The organism is Streptomyces sp. NPDC014861, assembly GCF_043081625.1.
In the GTDB taxonomy this organism is placed as follows: Bacteria; Actinomycetota; Actinomycetes; order Streptomycetales; family Streptomycetaceae; genus Streptomyces.
The window spans coordinates 19,607-37,504 of record NZ_JBIBWV010000028.1; the positions used below are offsets into that span (position 1 = coordinate 19,607).

The 17,898-nt window shown below is 74.5% G+C and carries 16 protein-coding genes; 13 read left to right on the forward strand and 3 right to left on the reverse strand.

Annotated elements, in window-relative coordinates; translation table 11 throughout:
- Window positions 1-175 precede the first annotated feature (175 nt).
- A complete protein-coding gene (locus tag ACF1BN_RS33450; RefSeq protein ID WP_392335350.1) occupies window positions 176-559 on the forward strand; it encodes a hypothetical protein in 384 nt (127 codons plus the stop codon).
- A 9-nt stretch (window positions 560-568) separates the two neighbouring features.
- A complete protein-coding gene (locus ACF1BN_RS33455) occupies window positions 569-1,708 on the forward strand; it encodes a glycosyltransferase (RefSeq protein ID WP_392335351.1) in 1,140 nt (379 codons plus the stop codon).
- A 63-nt stretch (window positions 1,709-1,771) separates the two neighbouring features.
- Here the strand turns inward: ACF1BN_RS33455 and ACF1BN_RS33460 are convergent, their stop codons facing one another.
- The 3 genes from ACF1BN_RS33460 to ACF1BN_RS33470 form a co-directional block, all read right to left on the reverse strand.
- Entirely contained in the window at window positions 1,772-2,635 is an 864-nt protein-coding gene (locus ACF1BN_RS33460) for an NAD(P)H-binding protein (RefSeq protein ID WP_392335352.1), read from the reverse strand.
- 201 nt (window positions 2,636-2,836) lie between these two features.
- Window positions 2,837-3,604 (reverse strand): SDR family NAD(P)-dependent oxidoreductase, encoded by a 768-nt coding sequence (locus tag ACF1BN_RS33465; protein WP_387278222.1) that lies wholly within the window; start codon window positions 3,602-3,604, stop codon window positions 2,837-2,839.
- A 33-nt stretch (window positions 3,605-3,637) separates the two neighbouring features.
- On the reverse strand, window positions 3,638-4,888 hold the full coding sequence (locus ACF1BN_RS33470; protein ID WP_392335353.1) for a methyltransferase domain-containing protein: 1,251 nt from the start codon (window positions 4,886-4,888) through the stop codon (window positions 3,638-3,640).
- A gap of 114 nt (window positions 4,889-5,002) precedes the next feature.
- Between ACF1BN_RS33470 and ACF1BN_RS33475 the strand changes: the two genes are divergently transcribed.
- The 11 genes from ACF1BN_RS33475 (at window position 5,003) to ACF1BN_RS33525 (ending at window position 17,893) form a co-directional block, all read left to right on the forward strand.
- Window positions 5,003-6,295, forward strand: coding sequence for a CaiB/BaiF CoA transferase family protein (locus ACF1BN_RS33475; protein WP_392335354.1), 1,293 nt, complete (start codon window positions 5,003-5,005; stop codon window positions 6,293-6,295).
- 208 nt (window positions 6,296-6,503) lie between these two features.
- A complete protein-coding gene (locus tag ACF1BN_RS33480; RefSeq protein ID WP_387278216.1) occupies window positions 6,504-7,625 on the forward strand; it encodes a DegT/DnrJ/EryC1/StrS family aminotransferase in 1,122 nt (373 codons plus the stop codon).
- Between the two features lie 11 nt (window positions 7,626-7,636).
- Window positions 7,637-8,701 (forward strand): glucose-1-phosphate thymidylyltransferase, encoded by a 1,065-nt coding sequence (locus tag ACF1BN_RS33485; protein WP_392335355.1) that lies wholly within the window; start codon window positions 7,637-7,639, stop codon window positions 8,699-8,701.
- Complete coding sequence (rfbB, locus tag ACF1BN_RS33490; RefSeq protein ID WP_392335356.1) at window positions 8,698-9,735, forward strand: dTDP-glucose 4,6-dehydratase; 1,038 nt, start codon at window positions 8,698-8,700, stop codon at window positions 9,733-9,735. The genes ACF1BN_RS33485 and rfbB overlap by 4 nt, the downstream gene beginning before the upstream one ends.
- Before the next feature lie 52 nt (window positions 9,736-9,787).
- Window positions 9,788-11,413 carry a citramalate synthase gene (cimA, locus tag ACF1BN_RS33495; protein ID WP_392335357.1) on the forward strand — a complete coding sequence of 542 codons (1,626 nt, stop codon included), beginning with the start codon at window positions 9,788-9,790 and terminating at the stop codon, window positions 11,411-11,413.
- Window positions 11,414-11,440: 27 nt separating this feature from the next.
- The gene (locus tag ACF1BN_RS33500; protein WP_392335358.1) at window positions 11,441-12,478 is read left to right on the forward strand and encodes a ketoacyl-ACP synthase III family protein; all 1,038 of its coding nucleotides are present in this window, start codon (window positions 11,441-11,443) and stop codon (window positions 12,476-12,478) included.
- Window positions 12,479-12,568: 90 nt separating this feature from the next.
- Entirely contained in the window at window positions 12,569-13,546 is a 978-nt protein-coding gene (locus ACF1BN_RS33505; RefSeq protein WP_387278206.1) for an aromatase/cyclase, read from the forward strand.
- Window positions 13,543-14,184: an antibiotic biosynthesis monooxygenase gene (locus ACF1BN_RS33510; protein WP_392335359.1), complete on the forward strand. Its 642-nt coding sequence runs from the start codon at window positions 13,543-13,545 to the stop codon at window positions 14,182-14,184. Before ACF1BN_RS33505 ends, ACF1BN_RS33510 begins: the two co-directional genes overlap by 4 nt.
- A gap of 93 nt (window positions 14,185-14,277) precedes the next feature.
- The gene (locus tag ACF1BN_RS33515) at window positions 14,278-14,490 is read left to right on the forward strand and encodes an acyl-CoA carboxylase subunit epsilon (RefSeq protein WP_387278202.1); all 213 of its coding nucleotides are present in this window, start codon (window positions 14,278-14,280) and stop codon (window positions 14,488-14,490) included.
- Window positions 14,487-16,166, forward strand: coding sequence for a fatty acyl-AMP ligase (locus ACF1BN_RS33520; protein ID WP_392335360.1), 1,680 nt, complete (start codon window positions 14,487-14,489; stop codon window positions 16,164-16,166). The genes ACF1BN_RS33515 and ACF1BN_RS33520 overlap by 4 nt, the downstream gene beginning before the upstream one ends.
- Window positions 16,163-17,893: an acyl-CoA dehydrogenase family protein gene (locus ACF1BN_RS33525; protein WP_392335361.1), complete on the forward strand. Its 1,731-nt coding sequence runs from the start codon at window positions 16,163-16,165 to the stop codon at window positions 17,891-17,893. Before ACF1BN_RS33520 ends, ACF1BN_RS33525 begins: the two co-directional genes overlap by 4 nt.
- Window positions 17,894-17,898: the final 5 nt, after the last annotated feature.

The window sequence follows — 17,898 nt, forward strand, 5'->3', positions numbered from 1 at the left end:
GGTGCGGGTGGGGGGGCCGGGGGGGTGGGGGGTATGGCGGGGCGCCCCGCGTGCCCCCCCCCGCGCTACCGGGGGGGGCCCCCGGGCCGACCGGGGGCCCGACGACGGTTCGAGCGGGCGTCGAGGCGGGCGGCCTAGCGTCGCCGGACCAGCCATGGGCAAGGGGAGGAGCAGAGTGGACGAGTCGGCAGCGAGCACGCCGGGACCGGAAGGCACCTGGACGGAGCGGTTCCGCCTGGAGGGCAAGGAGTTCGTCAGCACCTTGCACCTCACCCCCGAGGGCCGGGCCTTCATCCTGGCCGGCCCGGCGCCGGGCGGCGGCGGCGCGGGCACCTGGACCGCGACCGGGGAGGGCCGGTTCTCCTACCGGATAGCCGAGCGCCTGATCGACGAGCAGGGCGCCTACCTCGGCTGGGTGGACATCGACCACCACGCGGTCCTGACCGGCGACACCTTCACCAGCAGCGGGGTCTCCACGGTCCGCGACCCCGACGACCGGGTGACCGCGAGCGTCGAGGTCGAGGCCGAAGCCCTGCGCGTCAGCCCAGCCAATCCGTAAGGAGTCATCGTGCGCATCCTGTTCTTCACCGGTGGAGGCCGAGCGACGGTCCACGCCCTGCTGCCCCTCGCGTCCGCGTGTCGCACCGAGGGCCACGAGGTGATCGTGGCCGCGCCGCAGGAGGACGTCGCCGCCGTCACCGAGCACGGCCTGCCGGCCTTCGCGATGTCGGAGATGGGCGTCTTCAAGGCCATGTTCTGGGACCGGGACGGCAACAAGCTGGACCGTCCCCGGGGCGAGGCCGCCGAGTGCGAGTTCGCCAGCCGCGGCTTCGCCCGGATGGCGGCGGACAGCTTCGAGCGGGTGGCCGACCTGGCGGACCACTGGCGTCCGGACCTGGTCGTCGGCGGCACCCGCAACTACGGTGCCGCGCTGATCGCCCACCACGCCAAGGTCCCCTACGTCTGCCAGGCGTGGGACGCCCTGGAGCGGGACCCGCAGGACCTGGAGTACGTGGCCGACGAGCTCCGTCCGGAGCTGGAGAAGCTCGGTCTGGACACCTTCCCCCGGGAGGACCTGTACGTCCACATCACCCCGGCGTCGCTCCGGCCCGAGGGCGCCGAGCCCGCGCAGTACATGCGGTGGACGCCCGGCTCCACCCAGCTCCCGCTGGAGCCCTGGGTCTACCGGCGTACCGAGCGCAAGCGGGTCCTGGTGACCTCCGGCTCGCGGGCGGCCATGATCGACACGCTCGGCGTCGCGTTCTTCCGGCCCGTCCTGGAGAACCCCGTCTTCCAGGACGTGGAGCTGATCGTCGCCACCCAGGAGCCGGTCGCCGAGGCGCTGCGCGCCGAGTGGCCCGGCATCCGGGCGGGTTACGTGCCGCTCGACACCGTCGTCCCCTCCTGCGACCTGCTGATCCACCACGGCGGAGGCCAGACCTGCATGTACGCGGCCGCCGCTGGCGTCCCCCAGCTGGTCTTCCCCGACATGCTGGCCTCGGCCATCCCGATGCGCCGCTTCGACGCGTACGGCGCCTCGATCACGCTCAACCTGGTCGAGCCCCCGGAGCGGATCGAGGAGGCGGGCCGCGCGATCCTCACCGACCCCTCGTACCGGGAGCGGGCCCGCGCCCTGGCCGAGGAGATCGCCGCGCTGCCGAGCACCTCCGCGATCGTGCGCAAGCTGGAGGAACTGGCCGGCCGCTGACCGCCCCGCCCCCCACGCGGCCCGATGTCCCGCCCACCGGCCGGGGCATCGGGCCGGCGGCGTTCAGCGGAAGTCGTCCGCGTGGTCCCGCGCCCACCGGGCGAAGTCCAGCGCCGGCCGCCCCGTCGCCTCCTCGACGTCGGGCCAGGGGCGCGTCAGCGCGGAGTAGTCCTGGTCGGACAGGCCGTCCTCGCCCGCGCCGTCCTCGCCCGTGTAGTCCTGGTAGCCGAGCAGGAACTCGGCGTTCTCGGCGGCGAACCCGCCCTGCGCCCGCATCAGCCGCAGCGCCTCCTCCCGGCTCACCTCCTCCAGCCGCACGTCCTCGCCCAGCGCGTCCCCGATCGCCCGCACCTGCTCGCGCGCGCTGATCGGCGCGGGCCCCGTCAGGGTGAGCGCCCGGCCGAGGAGCCGGTCCTCCAGCAGCGCGGCGACGGAGACGGCGGCGATGTCCGCCTCGTGCACCGGCACGCCCGTCTCGTCGGGGAAGGGGTAGCGGACCACCCGCCGGGCGCGGATGTCCGGCCCCCACAGGTGCAGGCGGTTCGTCATGAACTCGGCGGGGCGGACGTGGGTCCACTCCAGCCCCGACTCCTCGATCGCCTTCTCGGTCGGGCTCTCGTACAGCCCGATCGTGACGGCCGCCGCGGAGAGGTCCGCGACGCGCCGCACACCGGCCTCGCGGGCCAGGCCGACGACCTCCCGGGCGGTCTCCTCGACCGGGAACAGGTGCAGCCCGTCGACGTCCTTGAAGGCGGGTGCGAGTCCGTCCGGCACGGAGAGGTCCCCCTGGACGACCTCCACGCCTGGCGGCAGCGAGGCCCTCGCCGGATCGCGGGTCAGGGCCCGGACCCGGACCCCTGCCGAGAGCAGCTGGTCGACCACGTACCGGCCGACGCCGCCGGTCGCGCCTGTCACCAGAATCCTCATGTTCGTCTCCTGCGCTGGGAGCCGGCGTCACGGCCGACACGGACTGACGGGTGGCCGGGCCAGTCTCATCGACGCGCGGGCCGCTCCGGCGGAACGCGGACACGACGCGCCGGAACGCGTGTCCACGGGAACACACGTGCGGACGCCGTCCGGAGCGGTCGTTCCGCTTCGGACGGCGCCCACCCGCCTGCCGGTTCCGGTTCAGCCGCCGGCGATGTCCAGCCCGCCGTCGATCGTGACGACCTGGCCCGTGACCAGCGCGTTCGCCGGGTCGGCGAGGAAGGTCAGCCAGCGTGCCACCTCGTCGGCCTCCGCGACCCGGCCGAGCGGGATCGTCCCCGCGACCCCGGCGAACAGCCCCTCCACCTGCTCGGGGCCGAGGCCGTTCGCCGCGTACGCCTCCGTACGGACGAAGCCCGGCGCGACGGCGTTGACGCGGATGCCGCGCGGAGCCAGCTCGGCGGCCCAGCTCCGGGTGAAGCTGTCCACGGCGGCCTTGCTCGCGGAGTACAGCGAGCTGTCCACCCCCGGGTTGTGCCCGCCCCGGCTGGAGACCAGCACCAGGGTGCCGCCGGGGGAGCGCAGCAGGGGCAGCAGCTCGGCGGTGAGCAGCACCGGTCCGAGCACGTTGGTGTCCAGGACCTCCCGCGCGGTGCCGGGATCCAGCGCCGCCAGCGGGGTGAAGCGGAAGACGCCGGCGTTGTGCACCAGGACGTCCAGCGTCCCGCCGCCGTGGGTGCCGACCGCCTCGGCGACGGCGCGCGCCCCCTCCTGGGTGGTCACGTCGGCGACGACCGGGACGACGGCCGGACTCAGCGCGGCCACCTCGTCCAGCCGCTCCTTGCGGCGGCCGGTGACGATCACCGCGGCCGCCCCCAGTCCGGCGAACGCCAGCGCGGCCGCGCGGCCGATGCCGGTGCCGCCGCCGGTGACGACCACGGTCCGGCCTTCGAAGGTCTTCTCGGGCATGGTGGGGCTACCTCCTCCGCTGCGGTGGCCGGGTCAGACGACGTGGACGGTGGGGACGTAGAAGATCCACTTGCCGCCGCTCTCCTGGAAGCCCCGCTCCTTGCGCATGATCTCCTCGGCGTGGTTCCAGGCGAAGAGAAGCGCGTAGTCGGGGTAGTCGCCCGAGAACCGCTCCGCGGGCACGACCGGGATGTGCGCCCCGGGGGTGAGCCGGTCCTGCTTGGCGGGCGTGGTGTCGCAGACGTAGTCCACGAGGTCCGGCCCGATCCCGCAGAAGTTGGTGACGGTGGCGCTCTTGGCGGTCGCCCCGTACGCGGCGACCGTGCGGCCCTCGGCGCGCAGCCGGGACAGCAGGGCGACCAGCTCCGTGCGGATCCGCTCGACGTTCGCGGCGAAGGCCTTCAGCGTCGGCAGGGAGCCGAGGCCGCGCCCGGCCTCCTCGGCGACCAGCGCGGCGACCGCGGGCGAGGGGGTGCGGGCGCCGGACCGGGCGAGGGTGTAGCGCACCTCGCCGCCGTGCACCGTGAGCCGCTCGACGTCGACGAGTTCGAGGCCGAAGCGGGCGGCCATCGCGGACACCGAGCGGGCCGTGAAGAAGTAGTAGTGCTCGTCGTAGATCTGGTCGAAGGACGTCTTCTCCACGATGTCGCCCAGGTACGGGTCCTCGAACACGAACACGCCGTCCGGGCCGAGCAGTTCGCCGACGCCCCGCAGGACGGAGTCCATGTAGGGGATGTGGCACAGGGTGTTGGCCGCGAAGATCACGTCGGCCGGGCCGTCCTCCGCGCGGATCTCGGCGGCCGTCCGCTCCTCGAAGAAGTCGTTGCGCACCCGGATGCCCGAGGCGGCCGCGACCTTGGCCACACCGCCGGACGGCTCGACGCCCAGGTGCCGGACGCCGGCCTCGCTGACGGTGCGGAGCATGATGCCGTCGTTGCAGCCGATCTCGACGACGAAGGGGTCCGCCGACGTCAGCTCCTTCTCGATGAAGCCGCGGGCGGTGGCGGAGAAGTGCTCGCGCATGACCGAGGAACCCGAGGAGTGGTACGGGTAGTCCTCGTGGAACATCTTCTCCCGGGGCACCTCCTCGGTGAGCTGGACCATGGCGCAGTCGGCGCACACGCCGACGGCCAGCCGGTAGAAGAACTCGCCCTCGGTGCGCGCCGGTTCGGGGAAGGCGTCCGACAGGGGCTGCCGCCCCAGGTCGAGGAACTCGGTCACCTCGCCGTCGCAGATGCGGCACGTGGCCGCGCTGGTCTCCGTCGCGCGGGTCGGGTCGCTCATGAGCGGACTCCTTCTGATCGTGGAACCGGGGATGCGAGTGGGCCGGAAGGTGCCACCCCGGGCTCGAAGTCGGCTCGAGCCCGCTCATAGCCGCGGCTCCTACCGTCCCCGGCCATGGAGACGACAGGGACGAGCTTCCGCGGTCCGCGGCCCACGGGCCCGCCGACGGGAGGGGCCGGTCCGCGACGCGGACCGCTGGCCGGGCTGCGGATCGTCGAACTCGCCGGGATCGGCCCGGTGCCGTTCGCCTGCATGATGCTGGCCGACCTCGGCGCCGAGGTGATCCGGGTCGACCGGGCGGACGGCCGAAGGCCGTTCGGCGGCTGGCACCGGGTGCTCGACCGGGGCCGCCGCTCGGTGGCCCTGGACCTCAAGGACCCCGAGGGCGTCGCCGCGGTGCTGCGCCTCGCCGACCGCGCCGACGCGGTCGTCGAGGGCTTCCGGCCCGGGGTCGCCGAGCGGCTCGGGATCGGGCCCGAGGCCTGCCGGGACCGCAACCCCGCCCTGGTCTACGCCCGGATGACGGGCTGGGGCCAGGACGGACCGCTGGCGAGCGCGCCGGGCCACGACATCAACTACATCGCGCTGACCGGGGCGCTGGACGCGATCGGCGCCGACGGCGGCGCGCCGGTGCCGCCCGTCAATCTGCTCGGGGACTTCGCCGGCGGCGGGATGCTGCTGGTCTGCGGGATTCTCGCGGCGCTCCACGAGCGCCGGAGGTCGGGGCTCGGGCAGACGGTCGACACCGCCATCGTCGACGGCACCGCCTCGCTCCTCGGGATGCTCCTCGCCATGCGCGACGAGGGGTCCTGGGACGGCCCGCGCGGAGCCAACCTGCTCGACGGAGGAGCCCCCTTCTACACCACCTACCCGTGCGCGGACGGCGGCCACGTGGCCGTCGGCGCTCTGGAGGAGCGCTTCTACGCCGACCTGCTCGCCGGACTCGGCCTCCCGGCCCACTCCCTGCCCGACCGCGCGGACCGCACCCGGTGGCCCGACCTGCGCGAGGCCTTCGCCGCCCGGTTCGCGACCAGGAGCCGGGACGCCTGGACGGAGGCCTTCGCCGGCACCCAGGCCTGCGTCACCCCCGTGCTCACCCTGCCGGAGGCCGCCGGCCACCCGCAGCTGAGCGCGCGCGGCACCTACATCGACACCGGTACGGGGACCGAGCCCGCCCCCGCGCCCCGCTTCGACCGGACCCCCGCGCCGGACCCGGGGCCCGCGCCGACCCCGGGCGAGCACACCCGCCAGGTGCTGTCGGAGAGCGGGCTCACCCCCTCGGAGATCGACGCCCTGATCGCCCGCGGCACCGCCCTGGCGTCCCACGACGAGCCGCTCGCCCCCGGCTGCACCACGGCCCGGGCGGCCCGCGACCACCCGCCCTCGGCCCGCCGCACCACGGCCTGAGCGTCCGACGACGAGCCGCTCGCCCCCCGCTGCCCCACGGCCTCAGCGGCCCACGACCACCCGCCCTCGGCCCGCCGCACCACGGCCTGAGCGGCCCGCGCGCCACCGCACGGGCGCGGCGCGACACCACGGCTTGAGCGAGGCGCGACCACCCTGGCTCAACCTCCCCTCCATTCGACCGGAGAGACCGATGGAGGCTGATCCGTCCATGACCACCCACGTCTGGGACTACCTGCCGGAGTACGAGAAGGAGCGCGCGGATCTGCTGGACGCGGTGGAGACCGTGTTCTCCTCCGGCCAGCTCGTGCTCGGCAAGAGCGTGCGCGGCTTCGAGGAGGAGTTCGCCGCCTACAACGGCGTCCGGCACTGCACGGGCGTCGACAACGGGACCAACGCCGTCAAGCTGGCGCTCCAGGCGCTCGGTGTCGGCCCCGGCGACGAGGTCATCACCGTCTCCAACACCGCCGCGCCGACCGTCGTCGCCATCGAGGGCACCGGCGCCCGCGCCGTCTTCGTCGACATCGACGAGTCCGACTTCCTCATGGACACCGCGCAGGTCGAGGCGGCCGTCACCCGCCGCACCAAGGCGCTGCTCCCGGTGCACCTCTACGGCCAGTGCGTCGACATGGCCCCGCTGGAGCGGATCGCCTCCCGGCACGGCCTCGCCGTCGTCGAGGACTGCGCCCAGGCGCACGGCGCCCGGCACCACGGACGGCTCGCCGGCACGATGGGCGACGCCGCGGCCTTCTCCTTCTACCCGACCAAGGTCCTCGGCGCGTACGGCGACGGCGGGGCGGTCGTCACGAACGACGACGGCACCGACGCGGCCCTGCGCCGGCTGCGCTACTACGGGATGGAGAAGGTCTACTACGTGGTCCAGTCCCCGGGCCACAACAGCCGCCTGGACGAGGTGCAGGCCGAGATCCTGCGGCGCAAGCTGACCCGGCTCGACTCCTACGTCGAGGGCCGCCGCGCCGTCGCCCGGCGCTACGAGGAGGGCCTCGGCGACCTGGTCGCGCCGGACGGCCTCCGGCTGCCCGTCACCAACCCGGGCAACGAGCACGTCTACTACGTCTACGTCGTGCGCCACCCCCGGCGCGACGAGATCATCGAGCGCCTGAAGCGCCACGACATCGCGCTCAACATCAGCTACCCCTGGCCGGTCCACACCATGACCGGCTTCGCCCACCTCGGCTACGCCCCGGGCGCGCTCCCGGCCACCGAGGCCGCCGCGGGCGAGATCTTCTCGCTCCCCATGTACCCGTCACTCCCCGTGGACGTGCAGGACAGGGTGATCTCGGCCCTGCGCGACGTCCTCGGGGAGTTCTGAGGAGGCTCCGCATGAAAGCACTGATTCTGGCCGGGGGACTGGGCAGCAGGCTCAGGCCCTTCAGCCACTCGATGCCCAAGCAGCTGATCCCGATCGCGAACAAGCCGGTGCTGGTCCACGTCGTCGAGGCCCTGCGGGATCTGGGGGCCACCGAGATCGGTGTCGTCGTCGGCGACCGGAGCGGGAAGATCGAGGGAGCGCTCGGCAGCGGCGCCCGGTTCGGCGTACGGCTCACCTACATCCCGCAGGAGGCGCCGCGCGGACTCGCCCACGCCGTCGCCATCGCCCGCCCCTTCCTCGGCGACGACGACTTCGTGATGTACCTCGGCGACAACATGCTCACCGACGGCGTGCAGGACATCGCCCGGGACTTCGTCATCCGGCGGCCCGCCGCCCAGATCGTCGTCCACAAGGTCGCGCACCCCAGCGAGTTCGGCGTCGCCGAGGTGGACGCCGAGGGCCGGGTGCTGCGGCTCGTGGAGAAGCCGCGCGAACCGTGCGGCGACCTGGCCGTGATCGGCGTGTACTTCTTCACCGCGGCCATCCACGCGGCGGTGGACGCGATCCGGCCCAGCGCCCGCGGCGAACTGGAGATCACCGACGCCATCCAGTGGCTCGTCGAGCGGGGCGAGGACGTCCGCGCCCGGGTCTACGAGGGCTTCTGGCGGGACACCGGGCGGGTCGAGGACGTCCTGGAGTGCAACAGCGAACTCCTCAAGGACCTCGTCCCCTCCGTCCGCGGCGAGGTCGACGCCGACAGCGAGCTGATCGGCGCCGTCGTCGTCGAACCCGGCGCGCGGATCGTCCGCTCCCGCCTCGTGGGGCCGGTGATCGTGGGCGCCGGATCGGTGATCGAGGACAGCGGCGTCGGCCCCTGCACGACCATCGGGCAGGACTGCGAGGTGCGCTCCTCGGTGATCGAGCACAGCCTCGTCCTGGACGGGGCGCAGGTGGTCGGGGTCGGTTCGGTGCGCGGCTCGGTCATCGGCCGGCAGGCCACCGTCACCGCCGGCGGGGTGCCCGGCTGGCACCGGCTCCTCGTGGGCGACCACGCGAGCGTCGAGGTGGCGGCATGAGGATCTGCGTCACCGGCGGCGCGGGCTTCATCGGCTCGCACTACGTCCGTACGCTCCTCGCCGACGGTCACCCGGGCTCCGAGGGCGCCCGGGTGACCGTCCTCGACAAGCTCACCTACGCGGGCAACCGGGCCAACCTGCCGGCCGACGGGCCCCGGCTCACCTTCGTCCGCGGCGACGTCTGCGACCGGGACCTCCTCCGGGAGTTGCTGCCCGGGCACGACGCGGTCGTGCACTTCGCGGCCGAGTCCCACGTGGACCGGTCGCTGACCGGGGCGTCGGAGTTCGTCCGGACCAACGTCCTCGGCACCCAGACGCTCCTGGACGCGTGCGTCGCGGCCCGGGTGCCGCGCGTGGTGCACGTCTCGACGGACGAGGTCTACGGCTCCATCGAGCACGGCTCCTGGGACGAGGACCGGCCGCTGCTGCCGAACTCGCCGTACGCGGCCTCCAAGGCGGCGTCCGACCTGCTGGCCCGCGCCGCCTGGCGCAGCCACGGCCTCGACCTCTCCGTCACCCGCTGCTCCAACAACTACGGGCCCCACCAGTACGTCGAGAAGCTGATCCCGCTCTTCGTCACCCGCCTGCTCCGGGGACTCCCGGTGGGCCTGTACGGCGACGGGAGCAACGTCCGCGAATGGCTGCACGTCGACGACCACTGCCGGGCCGTGCACACCGTCCTCACCCGGGGGCGGGCCGGCGAGATCTACAACATCGGCCGGGGCAACGAGACCACCAACCGGCGGCTGGCCGACCGGCTCGTCGAGCTGTGCGGCGCCGATCCGGCGCTGGTGCGCACGGCCCCCGACCGCAAGGCGCACGACCTGCGGTACGCCCTGGACGACCGCAAGATCCGCGACGAGCTCGGCTACGCGCCCCGCGTGCCCTTCGACCGGGGCCTCGCGGACACCGTCGCCTGGTACCGGGACCATCCGCACTGGTGGGGGCCTCCCGGCGCCGGCGCGGGCGGCGCCGGCACCCCCGCGACGTCGACCGGAACTCCAGCTCTGCCCGAGCCGGTCACCGGACGGTGACCGCCCAGAACCGCGGCGCGACGGGCGCGCGCGGTGCGAAGGAGGAGGGGCCATGGCCGAGGCGAGACCTCAGCTGTACGACACGACCCTGCGCGACGGCTGCCAGCAGGAGGGCATGGCCCTGACGGTGGACGACAAGCTCGCCGTCGCCGGCCACCTGGACGCCCTCGGGGTCGGATTCATCGAGGGCGGCTGGCCGGGGGCGGTGCCCCGGGACACCGAGTTCTTCGCCCGCGCGAAGAAGGAGCTCCGGCTGCGGAACGCGCGGCTCGCGGCCTTCGGGGCGACCCGGCGGCCGGAGGTCCCGGTGACCGTCGACCCCCAGGTGCGCGCCCTCCTGGTCTCCGGCGCCCCGGTGATCACCCTGGTCGGCAAGAGCCACGTCGGCCACGTCCAGCGGGCCCTGCGCACCACGCTCGCCGAGAACCTCGCGATGATCGGCAGCACCGTGCGGTACCTCGTGCACGCCGGCCGGCGGGTCTTCCTCGACGCCGAGCACTACTTCGACGGACACCGGCTCAACCGCGACTACGCCCTGGAGGTCGTGCGGACCGCCGCGGAGGCCGGGGCCGAGGCGGTCGTGCTCTGCGACACCAACGGCGGATCGCTGCCCCACGAGGTCGCCGCGACCGTCGCCGACACCCTCGCCGGGACCGGTGCCGCCCTCGGCATCCACTGCCACGACGACACCGGGTGCGCCGTGGCCAACTCCATGGCCGCCCTCGACGCCGGAGCCGTCCACGTCCAGGGCACCGCCCACGGATACGGCGAACGCTGCGGCAACGCCGACCTGTTCACCCTCATCGGGAACCTCGCCCTCAAACAGGGCCGGGAGATCCTCGCTCCCGAACAGCTCGCCCGGCTCGCCGACACCGGGCGCGCGATCGCCGAGATCACCGGACTCCCGCCCCGCTCCTCGGCCCCCTACGTGGGCGCCGCCGCCTTCACCCACAAGGCCGGGCTGCACGCGGCCGCGCTCCGCGTCGACCCCGACCTGTACCAGCACATCGATCCGGACCGGGTCGGCAACGCCATGCGCACCCTGGTCTCCGACATGGGCGGCCGCTCCTCGGTGGAGCTCAAGGCGCGCGAACTCGGCTACGAGGTCGCCGCCGGCTCCGGCGAGGTCGCCCGCGCCGCCGCGCGGATCAAGGAGCTGGAGAACGAGGGCTACAGCTTCGAGTCCGCCGACGCCTCCTTCGAGCTCCTGCTGCGCGAGGAGCTCGCGGGCGGGCCCGAACGCGCCCCGTTCGACGTCGAGTCCTGGCAGGTGTCCGTGGCCCGCCGGCGGGACGGCTCCGAACGGACCGAGGCCGCCGTGCGGCTGCGGATCGACGGTGTCCCGCTCGCCGCCACCGGCAGCGGGAACGGCCCCGTCAACGCCCTGGACCGGGCCCTGCACCAGGCGCTCGACCCGTTCTTCCCCCAGCTCGCCCGTCTCGAACTGGTGGACTACCGGGTGCGGGTGCTCACCGGCGACACGGGCAGCGGCGCCCGCGCCCGGGTCCTGATCGGCTACCACGACGGCGAGCGGCGCTGGGGAACCGTCGGCGTCGACGGGAACACCGTCACCGCCAGCTGGCGCGCCCTGCTGGACGCCGTCCGCTACGTGCTCCGCGACGAGGACGTCGCCCCCGACCGGTCCGAGGCCCCCCTGACGATCGCCTCGGCCGGCTGAACCGCCCGTGACCACGAGGGAGTAGCTGTGCGAGTGGAGAACACCTACCTGCGTGGGACGGCGGTGCGGCTGCCCCGCACGCTCGCGGTGGCCGACGCCGTCGCCGCCGGGGAGTGCCCGCCGGGGACCGCCGCACAGACCGGCGCGGTGTCGGTCGCCGTCTCGCCCGACGAGTCGGCCGCCGAGATGGCGGCCGCGGCGGCCCGCACCGTGCTGGACCGCGCCGGGTCCACACCCGGGGACGTCGACCTCGTCCTGCACGCCGACACCTACCACCAAGGGCAGGACCTGTGGCCCGTCGCGTCGTACATCCAGCGCGCGGCCCTCGGCAACTCCTGCCCGGCCCTGGAGATCCGCCAGATGTCCAACGGCGGCCTCGCCGCCCTCGACCTCGCCACCGCCTACCTGGCCGCCGGGCACGGGAGCCGCGACGCCCTGCTGACCACGGCCGACCGCTTTTGCGCCCCGGGCATCGACCGCTGGCGCACCGACCCCGGCACCCCGTACGCCGACGGCGCCACCGCCCTCGTGCTCTCCCGGCGCGGCGGCTTCGCCCGGCTGCTCTCCCTGGCCCTGCACGCCGACCCCGAGCTCGAACCCCTGCACCGCGGTGACGAGCCCTTCACCGACGCCCCGTTCGGGCACCGCATGCCCGTCGACTTCGACGCGGCCAAGCGCACCTTCGTCCAGCGCAACGGCCTCTCGTACGCCATCACCCGGGCGCACGCCGGCCAGCAGACCGTCATCAAGCAGGCCCTGGCCGACGCGGAGATCGAACTGGACGAGGCGCGGTGGATCGTCCTGCCGCACTTCGGCCGCCGCCGGCTCACCTCCATCTACTACACGCCCTTCGGCATCGAACCCGAGCGCACCACCTGGGAGTTCAGCCGGACCGTCGGACACCTCGGCGCCGGCGACCAGTTCGCCGGCCTCGACCACCTGGTGACCACCGGCCGGGCCGCGCCCGGGGACCGCTGCGTCCTCGTGAGCGTCGGCGCCGGGTACAGCTGGGGCTGCGCCGTCGTCGAGATCACCGACCGGCCCGACTGGGCCGGCGCCCGCTGACCGCGGTCCACCACCGCTCAAGTCCTCTTCGAGCCCATCCCTGCCACTCTGGTGCGGCCGTTCTCACGGCCGCCGAAAGGAAGGTACGCCGTGGCGCCCGCTACGACCCCCTCGACCGCGAGGGACCGCCTCACCGAGCACACCGTCACGGTCGGCGCCCCCGCGGCGGCCGTCTACGACCTCATCGCCGACGTCTCCGCCTGGCCGCAGGTCTTCGGACCCACGGTCCACGTCGAGGTGCTCGACGAGGCCCCGCCCGGCGGCGGCGAGCAGCACCTGCGGATCTGGGCCATCGCCAACGGACAGGTCCGCACCTGGACCTCCCGCCGGACCCTCGACCCCGTGGCCCGCACCGTCCGCTTCCGCCAGGTCGTCACCGCCGCCCCGGTGGCCTCCATGGGCGGGGAGTGGCGCGTCGAACCCGCCGGCGACGGCACGACCCGGGTCGTCCTCCTGCACGACTACCGCGCGGTGGGCGACGACCCGGCCGCCGAGGAGCTCATCGAGCAGGCCGTCGACCGCAACAGCCGCGCCGAACTCACCGCCCTGAAGCACGCCGCCGAGCAGGGACCCGACCGCGCCGAACTCCACTTCAGCTTCCACGACTCGCTGACCATCGCCGGAGCCGCCGGCGACGTCTACGGCTTCCTCGACCGCGCCGACCTGTGGCCCGAGCGCCTCCCGCACGTCGCCCGCCTCGACCTCGTCGAGGAGGAGAACGGCGTCCAGCGGATGGACATGGACACCCGCAGTCCGGACGGCTCGCTGCACAACACCACCTCGATCCGGGTCTGCTTCGAGGAGCGCCACAGCATCGTCTACAAGCAGCTCAAGGTCCCCGCCGCCCTGAGCAGCCACACCGGCCGCTGGACCGTCGAACCGCAGGACGACGGCACCGTGAGGGCCACCTCCTGGCACACCGTGACCCTCGACCCCGAGGGCGTGCGCACCGCCCTCGGACCGGACGCCACCCTCGCCGAGGCCCGCGCCCTGGTGCGCAAGGCGCTCGGCACCAACAGCTCCACCACCCTGCGACACGCCAAGGACTACGCGGAGGACCACGCGTGACCGACAGAGACCCGACCCGACCGGTGACCGTCATCAACCGGTTCGAGGTCACGGGCGGACTCGCCGATTTCGAGCGGGAGTTCTCCGCCCACAGCCAGTTCCTGCGCCGACGGCCCGGATTCGACTTCCTGGTCACGGTGCGGCTGGTGGAACGACCCCACGTGTACGTCCACCTGGCCCACTGGCAGCGGCTGAGCGGCTGGCTCGACACCGTGCACGACGACACCTTCACCGGGCACGTGCACCGGGTGGGCCGGCTCGTCCGCACCGAGGCCGACCAGGCGCTCAGCGTCGACCGCGTCCTCAGCGAGGACGCGGCCGCCGGCGACAGCAGCGTCGTCCTGCTCTCCGCCGAGGTGCGCGAGGACCACGCCGAGTTCGAGAAGGCGTACGCGGAGCTCTGCCGGATCCACGCGGAGGGACGCGGCTTCGGCGGGAGCGACCTGCTCCGCTCGACCGTACGGCCCTCCCGGTACACCGGCGTGCTGTGGTGGCGCGACGAGGAGCACTGCGACCGGGCGCTCGGCTCCGCCGAGGGCCGCCGCGCGCTCGCCGCGCTCGACGGGCCCGCCCAGGTCCGGTGCGAGCGCAGCCGCCACCTGGCCTACGAGCGGGTCGTGCCGGCGCGGAACGCGTGAACGCCGAGGGCCCCTGGGCCCCTCCTCCCGGGTCGAGCGCGATCCGAGAGAGGGACCCAGGGGCCCTCGAGCGGAGGGGCGCACGCTACCCACATGGCAGACGAGACTGGCATCACCGTGGTGCGCGGCCGGCCGGACGCGGTGGAGATCGCGGCGGTGACCGCCGTGCTGATGGCGCTCCTCCGCGACCGGGGCGCGCCCCCCGACACCCCCGCGCCGGCCGCACGCGCCGACTGGATCGTCAAGGACACCGGCGGCCGGGGCCCGGTGTCCTGGTCCGCCCGACCCGGGAGGGGACCGCAGTGACAGGCTTCCGCGCGTTCATCGACACCTTCCACACCAGGGCCGCCGAGGCACCGGAACGCGACGCGCTCGTGCTGCTGTCCGAGAGCGAGGGCCGCCTCGTCCCCGAGGCCGTCGGCTACGGCGAGCTCGCCGGCCAGGTACGGCGGCTCGCCGGGCGCATCGGCGCCTACACCGCCCCCGGCGACCGGGTCCTCGTCCTCCAGTCCTCCCGCCGGCTGTTCGCGGCCTCGTTCCTGGCGTGCCTCCACGCCGGGCGCGTCGCCGTCCCCGTGGCGCCCCCGGGCGGGCGCGGACACCACGACGAGCGGATCGCGGGCATCGTCAAGGACGCCGCGGCGAGCTGCGTCCTCACCGGCGGCGCGCACGCCGCCGAGGCGTCCCGGCTCCTGGCCGGCGCCGGCTTCACGGACGTCACCTGCCTGCTCGCCGACCACGCGCCGGAGCCGGCGGACGCGGCCGGCCCGGAGCCCGCCCCGGTCGGACCCGACGACGTCGCCTACCTCCAGTACACCTCCGGCTCCACCCGCGAGCCCCGCGGCGTGATGGTGACCCAGCGCAACCTCGTCGCCAACCAGACGGCGATCCACCGCGCCCTGGACACCGGCCCCGCCTCCCGCTTCGGCGGCTGGCTGCCCCTCCACCACGACATGGGCCTGGTGGGCCAGCTCCTGCACCCGCTCTGGCTCGGCGCCACCACGGTGATGCTGACCCCGCAGGCGTTCGTCAGAGCGCCCCTGCGCTGGCTCGACACGGTCTCCCGCTACGGCCTGACGGTCAGCGGGGGCCCGCACTTCGGCTACGAGCTGTGCCTGCGCCGCGTCAACGACCTCCAGATCGCCGGCCTCGACCTCACCGCCTGGCGCACCGCCGTCGACGGCGGCGAGCCCGTCGACCCCGCCACCGCCACCGCCTTCGCCGACCGCTTCGCCGCCGCGGGCCTGCGCCCCGGCGCCCTCGTCCCCGCCTACGGACTGGCGGAGGCCACCCTGCTGGTCTCCGCCGCCCGCCCGGACGACCCCGGCGCCCCGGGAGCCTGCGGCGCGCCCGTGGACGCCGAGGTGCGGATCGTCGACCCGGACGAGGGGACCGAGTGCGCCCCGGGGCGGACCGGGGAGGTCTGGGTGCGCGGCGACAGCGTCGCCCGCGGCTACTGGCGCCGCCCCGCCGAGACCGCCGCCGCCTTCAACGCCCGGGTCACCGGCGGGCCCTCCGGCTTCCTGCGCACCGGCGACCTCGGCACGCTCGACGGGGCGGGCCGCCTGCGGATCACCGGACGCCTCAAGGACGTCATGGTGATCGCCGGCCGCAACGTCCACCCGCACGACGTCGAACGGACCGTCCAGCAGGTCAGCGGCATGTTCGGCCCCGCGTCCGTCTTCGCCGTACCGGGGGAGCGGGAGCACGTCGTGCTCGTCCAGGAGGTCCGGGCCCGCAGCCACTACCAGGTCGACTTCGCCGCGCTCGCGGCCGAGGTCGCGGCCCGCGTCGGCGACGAGCACGAGGTGCACACCGCCGGCCTCCTGTTCGTCAGCCCCGGCACGGTCCGCCGGACGACCAGCGGAAAGGTGGAGCGCGCCGCGATGCGCCGGATGTTCCTGAACGGCGAACTGCGCCCCCTGTACCAGCGCCTCGACGCCGAGGTCGAGCGGCTCCTGACCGCGGGGGTCCGTGCATGACCACCGTGGCCGACCGCATCGACGCGCTGGAGAGCGCCTTCGGACCGCTCGACGACCCGGCCAACCCGCTGGGCGGCGGAGCGTTCGTCGCCGCCGACACGGCCGGGGAGGTGCTGCCCGCCGCCGAGGGGGTGCTCGACGCCCACGCGCTGAACGCCGAGTTCGTCCCCGCGGAGCTCGGCGGACGGCTGCGCCGCATGGACGAACTCGGCCGTCTGCTGCGTCCGGTCTTCCGCCGCGACGCCTCCCTCGGCTTCGGGTACGGGCTCAACTGCTTCTTCGCCGCGACCCCCGTGTGGACCGCCGGCGACGAGCGGCAGCGCCGGCTCGCCGCCGGCCTGCTGCTCGGCGGGGACCGCGTCGCCGTCGCCCGCCACGGCGTCGCGCACGGCAACGACTTCGTCCGCGACGAGTTCACCGCCACGGCCGCGCCGGGCGGCGGCCTGCTGCTCGACGGCAGCAAGACGGGCATCGCCAACGCCTCCCGGGCCCGCGGACTCGTCGTCTTCGCGCGCACGGGCGAGCCCGGCCACCCCCGCGCCCACAGCGTGCTCCTGCTCGACCGGGCGGCCCTCCCGCCGGACCGGGTGAGCGACCTGGACCGGCGCGCCACCAGCGGGATGCGCAGCGCGGAGTTCGGCGGTCTGCGCCTGCGCGCGTGCCCGGTCCCGGACAGCGCCCTGGTCGGAGCGGAGGGCGACGGCTACGAGCTGTCCCTGCGTTCCTCCCTGGTCATCCGCGGCCTCATCCCCTCGATCGTGCTCGCCGGCGCGGACACGGCGCTGCGGACCGTCGCCGCGTTCGCCGCGAGGCCCCGCCCGGGCGGCCGCTCCTCCCTCGACGTCCAGCACGTGCGGGACGTGCTGACCGGGGCCCTGCTCGACCTGCTGATCATCGACTGCCTGGCGCTGGTGGCGACCAGGGCCCTGCACCTGCTGCCCCGGCAGATGAGCGTGTACGCGGCCGCGGCCGCCTATCTCGCGCCCAAGCTCACCGCCGAGGCGATGGACGAGATGTCGGCGGTGCTCGGCGAGGCGACCTTCGCCGAGGAGGGCGCGTACGGGATGTTCCAGAAGCAGCTCCGGGACCTGCCGGTCACCTCGCTCGGGCACTCCGGCAGCGCCGGCCGGCAGGTCAGCATCCTGCCGCAGCTGCCGTTCTTCGCCCAGCACGCCTGGTTCGCCGACCCGGAGGCGCCCGCCGAGCTCTTCCGGCTGCACGACGGACTGCCCCCGCTCGACCTGTCGCAGCCCGCCCTCCTCGGGGACGGCGACCCGCTCGCGGCGACGCTGGTGGCCAGCACCGACCTGTTCGAGGAGACCGGCCTGCCCCGCCGGGGCCGCGACGCGCACGTCCTGCGCTTCCTCATCCGCGCGTTCACCATCGAACTGGACGACCTGCGCAAGGCGTTCGGCGACGTGGGCTTCAGCGACCGCCGGTGGCTCGCCAGCCCGCACAGCCTCGGCCTCGCCGACCGCTACACCCTGGTCCTCGCGGCCGCCGCCTGCCTCGGCGTGTGGCGGGAGCAGCAGAACGCGGGGGCCTTCGCCGACCCGTTCCTCTCCGACACCGCGTGGCCCTCGGCGGTCCTCTACCGGCTGGGCCGGAGGCTGGGCCTGGCGCTCCCGGACCGACCGGCCGCCGCCGAGCAGCGCGCCCTCGCCGAGGTGCTCGCCCGCCTGCGCGGCCGGCGCAGCTACGACCTGTACGCGTCCCCCCTCGCCTGAGAGCC